This window comes from Amycolatopsis sp. NPDC043887 (assembly GCF_056435665.1).
The window spans coordinates 58,838-73,892 of the sequence record NZ_JBWKEB010000023.1 but is presented as its reverse complement, the minus strand read 5'-3'; the positions used below and the strand labels follow the sequence as shown (position 1 = coordinate 73,892).

General features: G+C 69.3%; 10 protein-coding genes and 1 pseudogene. 3 read left to right on the top strand and 8 right to left on the bottom strand.

Going from position 1 to position 15,055, the window contains the following annotated elements:
- Positions 1-7 precede the first annotated feature (7 nt).
- From AC069H_RS38795 to AC069H_RS38780, 4 genes are all read right to left on the bottom strand, one after another.
- Positions 8-1,597 carry a substrate-binding and VWA domain-containing protein gene (locus AC069H_RS38795; RefSeq protein WP_478235625.1) on the bottom strand — a complete coding sequence of 530 codons (1,590 nt, stop codon included), beginning with the start codon at positions 1,595-1,597 and terminating at the stop codon, positions 8-10.
- A 211-nt stretch (positions 1,598-1,808) separates the two neighbouring features.
- Positions 1,809-3,923, bottom strand: coding sequence for an EAL domain-containing protein (locus tag AC069H_RS38790; protein ID WP_478235624.1), 2,115 nt, complete (start codon positions 3,921-3,923; stop codon positions 1,809-1,811).
- Between the two features lie 105 nt (positions 3,924-4,028).
- Positions 4,029-5,078: an alpha/beta hydrolase gene (locus AC069H_RS38785; protein WP_478224835.1), complete on the bottom strand. Its 1,050-nt coding sequence runs from the start codon at positions 5,076-5,078 to the stop codon at positions 4,029-4,031.
- 76 nt (positions 5,079-5,154) lie between these two features.
- On the bottom strand, positions 5,155-6,498 hold the full coding sequence (locus tag AC069H_RS38780) for a cytochrome P450 (RefSeq protein WP_478235623.1): 1,344 nt from the start codon (positions 6,496-6,498) through the stop codon (positions 5,155-5,157).
- 172 nt (positions 6,499-6,670) lie between these two features.
- On the opposite strand from AC069H_RS38780, the gene AC069H_RS38775 reads away from it, so the two are divergent.
- Complete coding sequence (locus tag AC069H_RS38775; RefSeq protein ID WP_478224837.1) at positions 6,671-7,483, top strand: SAM-dependent methyltransferase; 813 nt, start codon at positions 6,671-6,673, stop codon at positions 7,481-7,483.
- Between the two features lie 57 nt (positions 7,484-7,540).
- On the opposite strand, the gene AC069H_RS38770 is transcribed toward AC069H_RS38775, so the two are convergent.
- On the bottom strand, positions 7,541-8,029 hold the full coding sequence (locus tag AC069H_RS38770; RefSeq protein ID WP_478235622.1) for a hypothetical protein: 489 nt from the start codon (positions 8,027-8,029) through the stop codon (positions 7,541-7,543).
- Positions 8,030-8,151: 122 nt separating this feature from the next.
- Here AC069H_RS38770 and AC069H_RS38765 point away from each other — a divergent pair, with 122 nt between their 5' ends.
- Positions 8,152-10,965, top strand: coding sequence for an AfsR/SARP family transcriptional regulator (locus AC069H_RS38765; protein WP_478235621.1), 2,814 nt, complete (start codon positions 8,152-8,154; stop codon positions 10,963-10,965).
- 20 nt (positions 10,966-10,985) lie between these two features.
- On the opposite strand, the pseudogene AC069H_RS38760 reads toward AC069H_RS38765, so the two are convergent.
- A pseudogene (locus AC069H_RS38760) lies at positions 10,986-11,879 on the bottom strand (MFS transporter); the annotation flags it as partial.
- A 224-nt stretch (positions 11,880-12,103) separates the two neighbouring features.
- On the opposite strand from AC069H_RS38760, the gene AC069H_RS38755 reads away from it, so the two are divergent.
- Entirely contained in the window at positions 12,104-13,036 is a 933-nt protein-coding gene (locus tag AC069H_RS38755) for a LysR family transcriptional regulator (RefSeq protein WP_478224840.1), read from the top strand.
- On the opposite strand, the gene AC069H_RS38750 is transcribed toward AC069H_RS38755, so the two are convergent.
- Positions 13,017-13,814: an alpha/beta fold hydrolase gene (locus AC069H_RS38750; protein ID WP_478235620.1), complete on the bottom strand. Its 798-nt coding sequence runs from the start codon at positions 13,812-13,814 to the stop codon at positions 13,017-13,019. The genes AC069H_RS38755 and AC069H_RS38750 overlap by 20 nt on opposite strands.
- A 71-nt stretch (positions 13,815-13,885) precedes the next feature.
- On the bottom strand, positions 13,886-15,034 hold the full coding sequence (locus AC069H_RS38745) for an epoxide hydrolase family protein (RefSeq protein ID WP_478224842.1): 1,149 nt from the start codon (positions 15,032-15,034) through the stop codon (positions 13,886-13,888).
- Positions 15,035-15,055: the final 21 nt, after the last annotated feature.

Here is a 15,055-nt window from a genome sequence, read left to right as displayed (position 1 = left end):
GGTCGCCTCAATTCTTGCAGGTCGGCGGCTGGCACATGATCTTGCTCAGCGCCTGGTAGAAGACGTCCGAGATCTTCCTCGGATCGGGGGTGGTGAACGAATCCCCGCCGGTGGCGGTGGAAACCCGCCGCAGTTCGGACGCGTCGATATCCGGCCCGATGCCGATCCCGATGACGGGCAGCGGTTTCCTCGGGTCCTGGAGTTCGCCCAGTTCCTCCAGCAGCCGCGGCAGCCCGATCGTCTCGCCGTCCTCGTTGCGCCCGTCGGTGAGGACGACGACCAGGTTGATCCGGCCGGGTTTCCAGTTCTGCCTGGCGTTCTGGTACGCGGCGAGGATCGAATCGTAGAGCCCGGTCGCGCCACCGGCTTTCGGCCGCACGGCTTGCAGCCGCTCGACCCCGCCCGACGACTTCTGCTCGGCGATCGTCTTCATCGGCAACAGGATCCGATGGTCCTTGTCACCGTCCAATTTGGTCGAGAACAGCCACAACCCCAGCTCCGTGGAGGGTTTGAAGAGTCCGAGCCCCTGCGTCGCGGCCTGCAGGGTGAGCTCCATCCGGCTCTTCCCCGTACCCGGCACGGAGGCGGCCATCGAACCGGAGACGTCGAGCAGCACCTGGACCCGGGCGCTCAGGTTCGTCCCGGCCCAGGCCTGCAGCGCGGCGTACAGGTCGGTCACCAGCGGCGGTCCCGGCGGATGCGGCGCCGGGTCGGTCCGGCTGTCCTGCGCCCGCGGCACGGCGAACTGACCGCTGGGCGCCCGGAATCCTTCGTCGGCGAAGATGCTCCCGGCGAGCGGATCGAGCAGCAGCCGCAGAAAACGTTCCGCAGCGGTCCTCGACGCTTCGGATGCCTTGGGCAGCACGACATATGGGTAGTCGAACCCCTGCACCGGGACACCGGGGTACGCGGCGACCAGATTCCGTGCGAGTACCGCCTGTTCGGTCGCCGGGGCAGCCGCCGGGGCCTGGCCCGGCGCGGGGTTCAGCTTCCGCATGGCGGCGGTGAAGGCCGCGGCCGGATCGGGCTCCTTCTCGGTCACCTTCCGCAGGGCGAGCAGGGTGCCGACGCCGAGCGGATCGCGCGCCGGGTCCGGGATCCCGACCGGGGAGCCGTCGAGGATCTCCTGCCAGGAAGGCGCCTTCCCCGGCCAGCCGAACCGCCGCGCGGTTTCGTCGGGAAGTCCCAGCACCACCGGGGAATTCGCCACCGACTGACCGGATTCCGGCAGGTTCCACGCGCCGGCGTCCCTGGCCTGCGACAACATCGTGCTCGACTCGGGAACCCAGACGTCGGGCCCGCCGGAGGCGGTGGTCCCGAGCAGATCGGCGACTTCGGCCGACTCGCGCGCGGTCACGTTGACACTGAAGCATTCTTCCTGCGGCACGGTCTTCGCGAGCCGCGTGAGCACCGGTGCCACGTCGGGCGCCGCGGTGATCTCGACCGGCGTCAGGGCGTCACAACCGTTGCCCGCCAACCGGGCCCGCAGATAGTCCACGCCCCACCAGGTACCGAGCGCGATCACCAGCAACAGGCTCAAGACGACGACGGGCGCGTTGAAACGCCCGCCACGCCTCGGGCCTACCTGCATGTGCATGCCTCCGAGGTGCGGGGTGAGGACCTGGGATGTTGCCCAATCCGCCCGCGAACGTCAACCCTCGGGTAACTTAGCGCCTTCGGCTGCGGCAAACGGCCTAACCGAAATCGTGACTCGCGTGCTCAAACCCGGAACTCACGTGCTTGGAGGCGGAACTCACGAGTTACGGCTCCAAGCACGCGAGTTACGGCTCCGAGCACACGAGATCGGCCTAGCCGAAATACCTTCCGGCTCCGATGTGGGCACCGGCGTTCTGCCACCATCCGGCGTCGCCGGTCGAGTCGATCCCGTCCGCGATCACCGTCGCGCCCGCCATGGTCGCGGTGTCGATGAGGTTCCGCAGCGAACGTTCCGCCAGTGGTTCCGTCCGCCGCTCCGCCAGCCGGGCCGCGATCCGGACCGTCCGCACGGGTACGTCGACGAGGCAGACGACGTCACCGGCCGCGCCGAAGTCCTGCAGTTCCGCGTCCACGCCGATCTCGGCGAGGAGATGCAGGTTGTCGACCGTCTCGCCGAGTTCGGCGAGCACCGCGCCGACGGGGAAGCCCAGCCGCAACCGTGACGGCCCGACTCCGGTCGCGGTCAGGATGGTCCGCACCGACCCGACGAGATCGGGATCGGCGGCCTGGTGCGGGGTCAGTCCCACGACCATCGGGAGCCTGTCGTCCGACTCCTCGCAGGCGATGCGGATGAGCCATTCGCCCAGTGGCGTGATGAGACCGGTCTCGTCGGCGAAGCGGGCGCAGGTGTCGTGACCGATCCGGCCGTGGCGCGGGTGGTTCCACGCGAGCCTCGCCTCGACACCCGCCGGCCTGCTGTCCGCCAGCCAGGTCAGCGGCCGGAAGCCGACCTCGATCTGGCCGGTCTCCCAGGCACCCGCCATGGAAACGGCCAAGCCGAACTCGTGCCGTTCCCTGATGTCGAGAACGGAATCGGACAGCGCCCACTGACGGTAGCCGTTGGCCTGCGCCCGGCGCAGCGTCATTCCGGAGACGCGCAGCAGCTCGTTCGGCGCGATGTCTCTCGGTGGCCGGTGCACGACCCCGACGCAGGCCGAGACCGCCACCCCGCTGCCGCTTTCGAGGTAGACCGGTTCGGAGAGCTCCTGGTTGATCATGCCGATGACGGTGGCGACGTCCGGGCTGGCCGCGGTGTTCTGGATGAGGATGCCGAATTCGTCGCCGCCGATCCTGGCGACGAGCGCGTCCTCGCCGCCGACGACGGCCCGCAGCTTCGCGGCGACGTTCTTCAGCAGGTCGTCGCTCTGTTTCTGGCCGAGCCCGCCCGCGATCAGGGAGAAACCGTCCAGGTCGAGGTGATAGACGGTGACGCCGAAGGACGGGTCGGCGTGCTGCAGTGCCCGTTCCAGGCGCGTTCCGAAGCACTGCCGGTTCGGCAGGCCGGTCAGCGGGTCGTGCAGGGCTTGACGGCTCAGCTGCCGCTGCAGCAACGAGACGTCCGTGTCCCCGTCGACCAGGGTGACCAGCTGCTGGGCCTCGCCAGCCGGGTCGCGGATGACAGCGCCGGAGAAACCGGCCCACGTCGGTTCCTCGTCCTCGGCTACGAGTCTTCGCGACAGCTCGAGCCGCTGGCTCTCGCCTTCGAGCAGCTTCCGGTAGCCCTCGCGCAGTCCCTCGGCGTCGTCCGGATGCACGAGGTCGTAGAGGTTGAGCCCGGTCAGGTCCGCGACGGGCCGGTTCAGCATTTCGGCGAACGCGGGGTTCACCCGCTGGACGCGGCCGTCGACCCTGGTGACGGCCACGCCGGTGGCCGAACCGGTGAAGAGCTGTTCGAAACGTGCCTGGGTCAGCACCAGTTCGCGCCGGGTCTCGCGTTCGAGCGTGACCAGGGTGCGGCTCAGATCCTCTTGCTGTGTCTGGATGCTCTCGCGCAACGCCTCGCCATAACCGGCCGCGAGCGCGCCGAGCACCTGCAGTACCCGTTCGGGGAGCGACTTCACGCTCCGCAACTCCGGCTCGTGCAAGAGCCCCTTGCCGAGCACCTCCATCGTGCGACGGAGGCTGTCCGGGCCGACGCATCTGAGCGCGACGAGCCGCGCGCCGGCTTCGGCGGCCTGCGCGGGCTCGGCGTCTTCGCTCAGCACCGCCGCGAAGACCTCGTCCAGCAGAGCGGCGAAATGCTCTTCGATCTGCGCGTGGGTATACGGAAGATACGCCGTACCGGTGACCAGGTAAGCCCACTTGCGGGCCAGCGTGGCGCGGGTCGGCGCGGTGTTCTTCCGCTTCGGGGATGCGGAGGATGAAGTTCTCTTCGGGGCGTCCGGCGATACGGGGAACTCTTCGCCGTCCGAAAGTGGGGCAGTCACGTCCGCCGGTCCTGGGGTCGCTTTCGTATTCCGTGGTGGAGAACCATCTTCCACGATTCTCTAACCGTACTCACGGTTCGCCGATCATCCAATCGGGTGGTCACCCTACGGTACTGCAACTCCCACCTTGTCCCTCAGCCAAACGCGGGTGGCGTCCCGATATTCGGACGCGTTGCGGTGTAAGGCCAGCGAATGTCCGGCACCGGACAGAACATACGTGGAAAGCTGTGCCTCAGGCCGGTAGAACGGCGCTTCCGCCGGGCGCAGCGTCTCGCCGCTCGAGCAGTCCCGAAGCGCGAAAAGGCCGCAGAACAGGATGTCCTTCGAGCCGACCGCCTGGAGAACCGGCACCCGGATCGCTTTCGTCGCGGGCAGCACGATCCCGAACACGGCGACCGTTCCCATTCCCGGGACCGAAACCTGATCCTTCGTCGCCTCGTCGGCTTCGATGACCCGGGGGTCGGCATTTTCCGTCGCGTAGAACAGTCCGGCACGTGCTCCCGGTTTCGTCGTGAAATACAGCGGATCGCTGCCGAGCGAACCGAGTTTCCCGTCGGTGAACGCGGGCTGGAGGCCGAAGAGCACCCCGAAGGTCAGCGCGGGGACCGATGGCAGATGCGTCATTCCGGTGAGGATCACGCCGTCCACGTCCTGATACGTCGAAGCCTCGGCCGCGACGATGCCGGAACCGACCGAATGCCCGACGATCACGACCTTCTCGAACGGCGTGCCGCCGACCCGGCCCGCGCGCAGATGGCCGATCACCTCGTGCATCGAGCGCGCCAGCACCGGCAGCAGGAGCGGAAGGCTGGGCGGTTTGCTGCTCCCGCCCGTACCGAGCTGGTCCGCGGCGAAGGTCGCGTAACCGTGCTTGGCCATGTCCCGCTGGTACGAATAGCGATCCGGGTCGTAGGGCAGGTCCCAGTAGGCGCTGTTGTAGGTACCGCCGTGCACCAGCAACTGCACCGCGCCGGGTGCCGGACCGCCGGGCAGGCAGAGCCGGCCGTGGACCGTGGCGGGTTCGCCGAGCGGGCCGGTGACCGGCAGATCCAGATCGGAACAGCGGACGTCGACGGCTTCGGCCGGGGCCGCGACCAGGAAACCACCGAGGAGCACGCAGCAGGCGGCCACCGCCGTGGCCAGTTTGAGCGGCATTCTCACAGAACCCTCTCCGGAATCGGGACGCTCGGAAGGAGCATGAACCCTACACGGGGTGATCGGACGCTCACCGTCAGCCCGAGGTTCTCGGCCGCGCGATCATCGGCAACCGGTTCGGCTGCATCGTCGCTTTGATCTTGGGAAAGACCTTCACACCCGGTACCGGTTCCATCCGCCACCGGGCGCCGATCGTCGCCGCCACCAACGCGATCTCGGTGGGTGCGAACTGATGTCCGGGGCACAGCCGGGCTCCGGCGCCGAAGGGAATGAACGCGCCCTTCGGTACCTCCGCGGCGCGCTCCGGCTCCCAGCGATCCGGATCGAAGCGGCCGGGATCGGGAAACCAGCGCGGATCGCGGTGCAGCGTGTGCTGGCTGACCGCGACCTCGGTACCGGCGGGGACGCGCACGCCGCCGAGTTCGACGTCCTCGCGCGCCCGCCGCATCAGGATCACCGGCGGGGTGCGGCGGACGACCTCGTTGATGATCCGCTGCGTGTAGACCAGGCGCGGCACGTGTTCGAACCGCGCGGGCCCGCCTGCCAGCACCTCGTCGACCTCCGCGTGGAAGCGGCGCTCGATCTCCGGCCGCGCCCCGATTTCGTGGAAGAACCACGCGAGCGCGACGGCCGTCGTCTCGGCGCCGGTGGTGAGGATCGTGATGACCTCGTCCTCTACTTGACGGTCGGTCATCTTCTCGCCGGTCTCGTCGTCTTCGGCCAGCAACAACATCGACAGCAGGTCGCCCTGATCGCCGCCCTTCTCGCGCGCCCGGACGACGGCGTCGCCGATGACCCGCCGCAGGCGTGCGGCCGCCGCGTCGAACTCGCGGTTGGCCGGGATCGGCAGGCGTTCCACGAACTTCGGCGAGAACGCCCTGACCATGACGTACTTCAACATGATCGGGATCGACCGCTGGATCTCGGCGAGCGCGTCGTCGCCGAGTTCGGTGGAGAACAGCGTGCGCCCGGAGACGGTCAGCGCGAGATCCTGCATGCGCCGGTCGAATTCGACCACCTCGCCCGGTTTCCACGCGTCCGCAAGGTCTACAGCGACCTTCGTCATCGTCGTCTCGGCGTAGAGCGCGATACGGCTTCGCTGGAAGGCGGGCAGCATCATCCGTCGTTGCCGCTGGTTGAAGGCTCCGTTGGAGGTCGCGAGCCCGTCGCCGAACAACGGCCGCATCTTGTCGAACACGATGCCTTTGTCGAACTTCGCCGCGTCGACGGCGAGCAACCGCCAGGCCAGTTCCGGCGTGGTGACCAGGTAGACCGGCATCGGGCCGAAGTCGAGCCGCACGACGTCGCCGTGCGATCGCAGTGAGGACAACAGTTTCACCGGATCACGCAGCATCGGCACGGTATGTCCCAGCAGCGGCCACCGGCCTGGTGCGACGGCGACGTCCGGAGGTGGTGCCATCGTGCTCGTCTCCCCGGTGTCTGGGCGCTGAACCCAGCCACTTTAGGGCCACGAGGGCGCGAAGACGGCTCCGCCGTCGGACATCCACACGATCGGACGATGGCGGCCAGTTCCCGTGAGCCCGCTAGACTCCTGTGCCCCAACGGATCCCAACCGAACGGCGGCGACGACGGTGACTTCGAACCTGAGCTGGGTACCCCCCGAGGTCGACACGACCGTGCCGAATCCCGCCCGGGTCTACGACTACTGGCTCAACGGCGACCACAACTTCCAGGCCGACCGTGTCCTCGGCGAGCAGATCCTGAAGATCATGCCAGGGATCCGCGACGCGGCCCGCCTCAACCGGGCGTTCCTCCGGCGCGCCGCGCTGCACATGGTGGACGCGGGCGTGCGGCAGTTCCTCGACATCGGCTCCGGCATCCCGACCGTCGGCAACCTCCACGAGATCGTCCAGCGGATCGACCCGTCCTGCCGGGTGGTCTACGTCGACCGCGAGTCCGTCGCCGTGGCCCACGCCAAACTGCTGCTGCGCGGCAACGACCGGTGCGCGGCGATCCAGGCCGACCTCCGCGACGTCAACGACATCCTCGACGCTCCCGAAACGAAGGAACTGCTGGACCTCGACCAGCCGGTCGGCCTGTTCATGTTGCTGCTGCTGCATTTCGTGCCGGACTCATGGGATCCGCACGCGATACTGGCCCGCTATCGGGAGCGAATCGCCCCCGGCAGCTTCCTCGCCATCTCGCACGTCGCCGCCGACGCGAACTCGAGCGGCCTCGACGAGGCCATCGAGGCGTACAAGAGCACCCAGAACGACCCCATCCCCCGGACCCACGACGAGGTGCTTTCGTTCTTCGACGGATTCGACGTCGTCGAGCCCGGCGTCGTCGGCTGCGCGATGTGGAACCCCCAGGGAGCAGGCGACATGTCCGAGGACCCGGAGATCAACGCGTTGCCGTACGCCGGGGTGGGCCGGAAACCCTAGGGTCACCTCGTGAGTGGTAAGGACGGTTAGAACCGTCCTTACCACTCACGACCTCCCTCAGGGCAGCACGTCGGTCACGGTGTCCTTGATGACCAGCCACTTGCCGTGCTCACGCACCAGCGTCAGGCTGATCGTGTAGTGCCGGTCGATGTTCTGTGACGGAGCCTTGTAGTAGGCGTCGAGGATCGCGTAGCCCATCTTGCAGTCCTCGACGACGGTGTGGGTCACCGTCCACGGCATGCTCCACTCGTACGGGAGCTTGAACTGCACATCGACCACCGGGTCCACGTTGGCGTCGTAGCCGATGATCGTCTGGCCCTTACGACCGATGGTGACCATGTTCTGGTGGATGATCGCCCGGTAGCGGGCCTCGTCGCGTTTGTTGAAGCTGTCCATGTCCTCCCAGACCGCGCGGTCGAACGCGCGCTGACAGACCTGCCGCTCCGTCTCCGCCCGTTGGTCACTGGCCGCCGCCGCGGCGGGCACGCCGATTCCCGCCGCGGCCACGACCAGCCCGGCCAACGCCGCGTAATACCGCTTGCGCATGGGTTCTCCTCATCACGTCCCGTATTCCGTCCTCAGCAGGTTCGCCGGACGGCGCATCACAGCTGCATCACTTCCGCACCGGCGCGGGCGGGCGGCCGGTTAACCTCGCGGAAGGGGGTGCGATGGAGTTTCGGATACTGGGTCCGGTGCAGGTCCGCGGCGGCGCGCGGGCGCTGAAACTGGCGGGCTCACGGCAGGAGCGGATCCTGGCCGCGCTGCTGCTCGGCGCCGATCGCGTCGTCTCGGTCTCCCGGCTGGTGGACGTCGTCTGGGACGAGGATCCGCCCGCCACGGCCACCCGGCAGATCCGCAATCTCACCACCGCGCTGAAACGCGCACTCGTCGCCGAGGGCGCCGACGACGACGTCCTGACCGCCGAAGGCCCGGGCTTCGTCCTGCGCCCGCGCGCCTTCGATCTGCGCACGTTCGAGGAGCACGTCTCGCGCGGCGAGTTCCGTGAAGCACTCGGCTGCTGGCACGGCCCGGCTCTGTCCGGCGTGGACAGTATGGCGCTGCGCGGCGAGGCCGAAGAACTCGACGAGCGTCGTCTGTCCGTTGTGGAGCGTTGCCTCGACGAAGAGATCTCCGCCGGGGAGGACACCGTCGCTGAACTGACGGCGCTGGTCGCCGAACACCCGCTCCGGGAGCCGTTCGCCGGGCTGCTCATGCGCGCGCTGCACCAGCAGGGCAGGCAGGCCGACGCGCTGAACGTCTACCGGCAGGCGCGGACGCGGCTGGTGGAGGAACTCGGGATCGACCCCGGGCCGAAGCTGCGCGGACTCTACGAGCGGATCCTCCGCGACGAGCCGGAATACGGCAAGACCCGGTGCTTCCTCCCTTACGACGTCCCGGATTTCACCGGCAGGGAAGCCGAGATCGGCCGTCTGCTCGACACCATCCGGTTCGGCCGCCCGGTGGCCGTCGACGGGATGGCCGGCGTCGGCAAGACCTCGCTCGCCGTCCACGTCGCGCACCGGCTCGCCGCCGATTTCCCCGACGGGCAGCTGTTCGTGGATCTGCACGGGCATTCCCCCGCCCGTGAACCGCTCTCGCCCGAGGCCGCGCTCGAAGCCCTGCTCGGCCAGCTGGACATCCCGGCGAGCAGGCTCCCCGGCGGCGTGGAGCGGCGGGCCGAGCTCTGGCGCACCCGAACGGCGGGCCGGTCACTGCTCGTGGTGCTCGACAACGCCGCGAGCGCCGAACAGCTGAGACCATTGGTGCCGGGTTCCACCACGGTCGCGCTCGTGGTCACCAGCAGGCGCCGGCTGGCCGCGGTCGACGGTGCCGCGTCGATCAGTCTCGAAGTCCTGCCGGACGAACAGGCGGGCGCCCTGTTCGCGGCGGCGTCCGGACGACCCGGCTCGGGCGTGGCCGCGTTGTGCGGGAACCTGCCGCTGGCGATCCGGATCGCGGCGGCCCGGTTGCAGAATCGTCCGCAATGGACCGTGGAGACCCTGGCCGAACGGCTGGGATCCGAACACGACAGGCTGGCCGAGCTGAAGGTCGGCGGACGCGACGTGGCCGCGGCGTTCGCACTGTCCTACCGGGAGCTCGACACCGCGCAGCAGCGCATGTTCCGTTTGCTGGGGCGGAATCCCGGCACCGACATCGGGGTACCCGCGGCGGCCGCGCTGGCCGGTACCGGCGAGCACGAGGCCGAACGGCTGCTGGAGGACCTGCTCGACGCCCACCTGCTCAGGCAGCCCGCGCTCGGCCGCTACGCGTTCCACGACCTGATCGCCGAGCACGCCCGCACCGTCGCGCGCGACGAGGAATCGGGTCCGGCGATGACCAGGCTGCTCGATCACTACCGCGACGGCGGCGGCCCCGGCTGGTACCGCGAGGAGCGGGCGAACCTGGTCGCGGTGACGCGCCACGCGCTCGACACCGGTCTCGACGAGTACGCCTGGCGGATCGCCGAGGACACCACGGAACACCTTCGGGAACGCGGGTATCTCGACGAGCTGCTCGCCGTGGCGCGGACCGGGGTCGCCGCCGCCCGCCGGATCGGGGATCCGCACGCGGTCCAGCTGAGCCTGGCGAGCCTCACCCTGGCGTTCTGGGAGAACGGCCGGCTCACCGAGGGGATGGACTGCGCCATGGAGCGGCTGGACGTCGTCCGGAGATCCGGCGATCGCGCGGCCGAAGCGATCGCGCTCTCCCGGGCGGGCGCCCTGCACAGCATGCTCGGCCACTACGCCGAAGCGATCCGGTTCTACCGGGACGGCCTGGCTGTCGCGGACGGCAACACCGACGCCGCCGCGACGCTGTGGACCAACCTCAGCAACACGCAGGAGGTCCTCGGCGACTTGGCCGACGCGCTGGAGTCGGCCCGGCGGTCGGTGGCGCTGCGCGAGGACGACCGCGGCACGATCCTGAGTTCGGCCCAGCTCGGCCTCGTCCTCGCCCGGCTCGGCCACTTCGACGAAGCCTTCGCGACCATCGAGCGTTCGATCGACTCATCGCGGGAGCTCGGGTACCTGTTCGGCGAGGCGTGGAGCCGGATCGACCTCGCCGACGCCCTGCTGCTCGCCCATCGTCCGGGCGACGCGCGTGAGCAGGCCGGACGCGCGTGCGCGATCCTCACCCGGCTCAACCATCCGCTGTTGCTGGCCATGGCGGCGAACAGCCTCGGAACCGCCTGCCTCGCGGTCGGCGAGACGACGACGGGCCTCGGGCAGCACCGGCTCGCGCTGGAAACGGCGAGGCGGATCGGCTACCGGCTGCAGGAAGCCCGCGCGCTGGCCGGGTTGGGGCAGACCCGCGCCGCACGAGACCACTACGCCGCGATGGGCCTGCCCACCGAACCCACCAGCAGGGAGACCAGGGCGAGCGCCGCCGTACTCCACAGCAACGGCACGACACCCGCCCCCTCGACGACCAGGCCGCCGACGAAAGCGCCGAGGGCGATCGAACCGGTGAACACGCCGACGTAGAGACCGGTGACGTGCTCGACGCGATCCGGCGCGAGGGCGGTCATCCACAGTTGCGCGCCGACCGACAGTCCGCCGTAGGCCATCCCCCAGAGGGCGATCGCGACCCAGGCGATGAGCGTGGAGGCGCCGAAAAGCGCCAGAAGCCCGAGCGCGACCGCGATACCGGACGCCAGTAGCAGCACGGTCGGCCGAGGCCTGCGCCCGGCCGCGGCTCCGGCCACGAAGTTGCCGATCAGCCCGAACACACCGTAGACGAGCAACAGAGACGCGATCGCGCCCGCCGGCATCCGGGGCAGTTCTTCGAGGACCGGACGCACATAGGTGTACGCGGCGAAGTGCGCGGTCACCAGCAGCACCACCACGGCGAGGCCGGTGACCACGGCGGGACGGAACAACGAGCGGTGCCGTCCGGTGCCGGTCCCTTCGACGACCACGGGACGGCGTAGCTCGGGCAAGGCCAGCAGCAAGGCGGGAACGAGCAGCGACGCGCACACCGCGAGCGACCAGAAGGCCGCGCGCCAGCCGAAAGCGTTCCCCACGAACGTGCCCAACGGCACTCCGAGCACCGAGGCGGCGGCGACGCCCCCGACGGTGAACGAAACCGCCAGTGCGCTGTCGCGAGCCGTGACCAGCCTGACGACCACGGCAGAAGCCATCCCCCAGACCGCGCCCATACCGACACCGAGCACGATCCGCGCGACCATGAGCAGCCCGAAATCGACGGCGATCGCGGTCAGCCCGTTGCCGACGGCCAGCACCGCCACGGCCGCGGCCAGCACCCGGCGGCGGTCGAGATCCCCGAGCAGCCGCGGCACCACGGGAGCGGTGACCGCCGAAACCAGACCGGTGACGGTCAGGCTGAGACCGGTCGCACCCGCGGAGACACCGAGACCGTCCGCCATCGGGGTGAGCATTCCGACCGGCAGCATCTCGGAAGTCACCACCAGGAACGTGCTCAGCGTCAGCACGCCGACGGCGGCCCATCGCGGCAGGGAAGTCCGCTCCGGAAGGACCGGATCCGGGTGAGAGACAAAGGAACTCATGCCGTCCAGCCCATCACCGCGCGGCACCCGGAACAACGACGCTTTCCTCATCGATCGATGAGTCAGGCTCATCGATCCGGTGTTATCGTCCGAGTATGGGTGACGCGCTTCCGACCATGCACCAAGCGCATCTGCAGCAGATCGAATGCCTGCTCACCTTGGCGGAGGAACTGCATTTCGGGCATACGGCAGAGCGGCTCGGCTACTCGCAATCGCGAGTGAGCCAGCTCATCGCCACGCTGGAGACACGGGTCGGCGCGCGACTGGTCGAGCGCACCAGCCGCAAGGTCGGGCTCACCCGCGTCGGCGCGCAGTTCGTCAGGGAGATCCGGCCCGCCTACCGCGCGCTGCTCCGCACCTTCGAGCGCGCGCGTGAGCGGGCGATGCGCGGCGCCGTCGAAGAACTGCGGGTCGGGTTCACCGGCATGGTCTACGAGGAGGTCACTTCGATCTTCCGCGCGCTGCGCGATCGGCACGGCGTGGCCGTGCACACCCACGACGTCCCGCTCGGCTCACCGTTCACCGCCGTGCTCGACGGCGAGATCGACGCCGTCATCGCCGAACTCCCGGTCCACGAACCCGAGCTCACGGTCGGCTTCCGGTTCCCGCCGCAAGACCAGTACGTGATGGTCGGAACCGGTCACCCCATCGCGGAGCGCGAGTCGATCGATCGGGAAGATCTCGCGAAACTCGACCTGCTCCACCGCGCCGGTGACGGCCCCGGCTACTGGAAGGCCGCGCGCACCCCGCCCGCCACTCCGTCGGGAACGCCGATTCCCTCGACCGCGGGGATCACGACCGTCCAGCAGGGAATGGCGCTGGCGGCGTCCGGGATGCACGCGATGCTGGTGTGCCGTCCGTTGACGGAACAGCACACCCGCACCGATCTGCGCTACGTCCCGGTCCGCGGCCTGGAAGCGTCCAGTCAGCTCGGTCTCGTCTGGCGGACCGGCCACGTCAGCCCGCCACTGACCGCGCTGGCCGAACTGCTCGAACAGGCCGAGCCTGTCAGCCGAAAAACTCGCTGAGCAGATCGCGCAAGCTGTCCGGCTGGTGGAGGACGCCGTGGTCCTGCCCCTCGACGGTGGCGTACCGCGCGCCGGGGACCGTGTCGGCGACCGCGCGGCTGCCCGCCCGCATCCAGGCGTCGCTCTCCCCACCGTCGATGACCAGCGTGGGCACCGAAATCTTCGCCAGCCTTTCCGCGGGCAGCACGTTTCCGGGACCGCAGAGCGCGAGGTCGTAGGGCAGTGTGTGGGCGAGTCCGGTGAACCACGCCCAGAACGCGTCGTCCCGCATCCCTTTCACGACCTCGGCCGGGGTGGCCGTCCCTTCGACCAGGAAGAGCTCGGCCGCGCCGTCGCGGTCGCCGTCGGCGATCAACGCCCGGACGCGGTCGAAGAGGTCGGGCGCGGGCCGCGTACGGCTGTCGTCGACGACATACGGCGGCTCGTACACGGCGAGGCTTGTCATGGCGACGCCTCTGGCCGCCGCCTCCAGCCCCAGCACGGCACCCGACGAGTGCCCGAACACCGCCGCCGAACCATCGACGTGCTCGACCAGCGCGGCAAGGTCCTCGACCTCGCGTTCCACCGAATAAACCGCGCCCGCGCCGCTGTCGCCCCGCCCTCGCCGGTCATAGGCGATCACGGTGAAATGCGGGGCCAGTGTCGCGGCCAGTCCGGCGACGGTCGTCCGGTCGTTGAACGCGCCGCCGACCAGGATCACCGGCGCGCCCTGTCCCGTGCGCTCGAAGGCGATCGCGGTGCCGTCAGCCGAGGTCACGGTCTCGAACGAGGTGGTCATCAGGTTCCTCCATGGGGTCGCTCGCACTTTAGCTTCGTCCCTGGGTCGGAGCCGACGACCACCGCTCGACATCACTTCGCGAGATTTCCGAAGAATTCGCGGAGTTCGGTCACCACGTCGTCCGGGACGGCCATCGCGACCATATGGCTCGGGCTCTCGTGATCCGCCCAGCGCACGATGTCGTTCTTGCGGGTGGCGATCGTGCGCAGCGCGGACGGCCCGCCGTGGGAGACGCCGGTCGGCACCACGGTCTGGTCGATCGGCATCGCGGCCGCTCCCTCGTAGTACGGCCACAGCGAGGTGCCGCCAGTCCCGGTCAGCCAGTACAGCGTCGCGTTGGTGAGCAGCAGGTCGCGGTCGATCGGCTCGGCGGGCGCCGCGCCTTCGGGCCAGCCGTCGAACTCCTTGAACCGTTCGACCAGGTACGCCAGCTGCGCGACCGGCGAATCGAGGAAGCCGAAACTGAGCGTCTGCGGCCGGTTCGACAGGTACGGCGCGTATCCGCTGCCGCCCGCGAAACGCTCCAACAGTCCCGCGAGATCCGCCTGATCCCGTTCGGTGAGCCCCTCGAACTCGGCAGGATCGCCGGTCGGCACGCCGAGTCCGGAGGTGATGTGCGAGCCGATGACATGCTCGGGCACGTGCACCGCGAGGCAGGGCGTCACCAGCGCTCCGGCGTCGTTCCCGTGCGCGCCATAGCGTTCGTAGCCGAGACGGCTCATCAGCTCCGCCCAGGTCCGCGCCACCCGCGCGATGTCCCACGGCCGCTCGTCGGCCGGCTCGGGAAACGGGGAGAAGCCGAAGCCCGGCAGGGACGGCGCGACGACGTGGAAGGCGCGCGACGGGTCGAGGCCGTGGGCTCGCGGATCGGTGAGCGGTCCGAGGACGTTCAGGAACTCGGCGATCGAATTCGGCCAGCTGTGCGTCATGATCAGCGGGATCGCGTCCGGCTCCGGCGAGCGGACGTGCAGGAAGTGGATCCGATGTCCGTCGATGGTCGTGGTGTACTGCGGAAAGTCGTTGAGCCGCTTCTCGTACGCGCGCCAGTCGTAGCCGTCTCGCCAGTATTCGGCGAGGTCCTTGAGGTACGCGACCGGGACGCCCCTGCTCCACTCGGCACCGGGCAGCGCCGACGGCCAGCGGGTGCGGGCCAGCCGGTCGGTCAGGTCGTCCAGATCGGACTGCGGGATGTCGATGCGGAACTGCTCGATGTCGGTCATGAGATGACCGTAGGGACCATT

Coding starts and splice junctions, on each gene's coding strand:
- AC069H_RS38785 (WP_478224835.1), bottom strand. CDS start 5,078: ATGCCGCTCAAACTGGCCACGGCGGTGGCCGCCTGCTGCGTGCTCCTC.
- AC069H_RS38745 (WP_478224842.1), bottom strand. CDS start 15,034: ATGACCGACATCGAGCAGTTCCGCATCGACATCCCGCAGTCCGATCTG.
- AC069H_RS38755 (WP_478224840.1), top strand. CDS start 12,104: ATGGGTGACGCGCTTCCGACCATGCACCAAGCGCATCTGCAGCAGATC.
- AC069H_RS38750 (WP_478235620.1), bottom strand. CDS start 13,814: ATGACCACCTCGTTCGAGACCGTGACCTCGGCTGACGGCACCGCGATC.
- AC069H_RS38780 (WP_478235623.1), bottom strand. CDS start 6,498: ATGGCACCACCTCCGGACGTCGCCGTCGCACCAGGCCGGTGGCCGCTG.
- AC069H_RS38770 (WP_478235622.1), bottom strand. CDS start 8,029: ATGCGCAAGCGGTATTACGCGGCGTTGGCCGGGCTGGTCGTGGCCGCG.
- AC069H_RS38795 (WP_478235625.1), bottom strand. CDS start 1,597: ATGCACATGCAGGTAGGCCCGAGGCGTGGCGGGCGTTTCAACGCGCCC.
- AC069H_RS38765 (WP_478235621.1), top strand. CDS start 8,152: ATGGAGTTTCGGATACTGGGTCCGGTGCAGGTCCGCGGCGGCGCGCGG.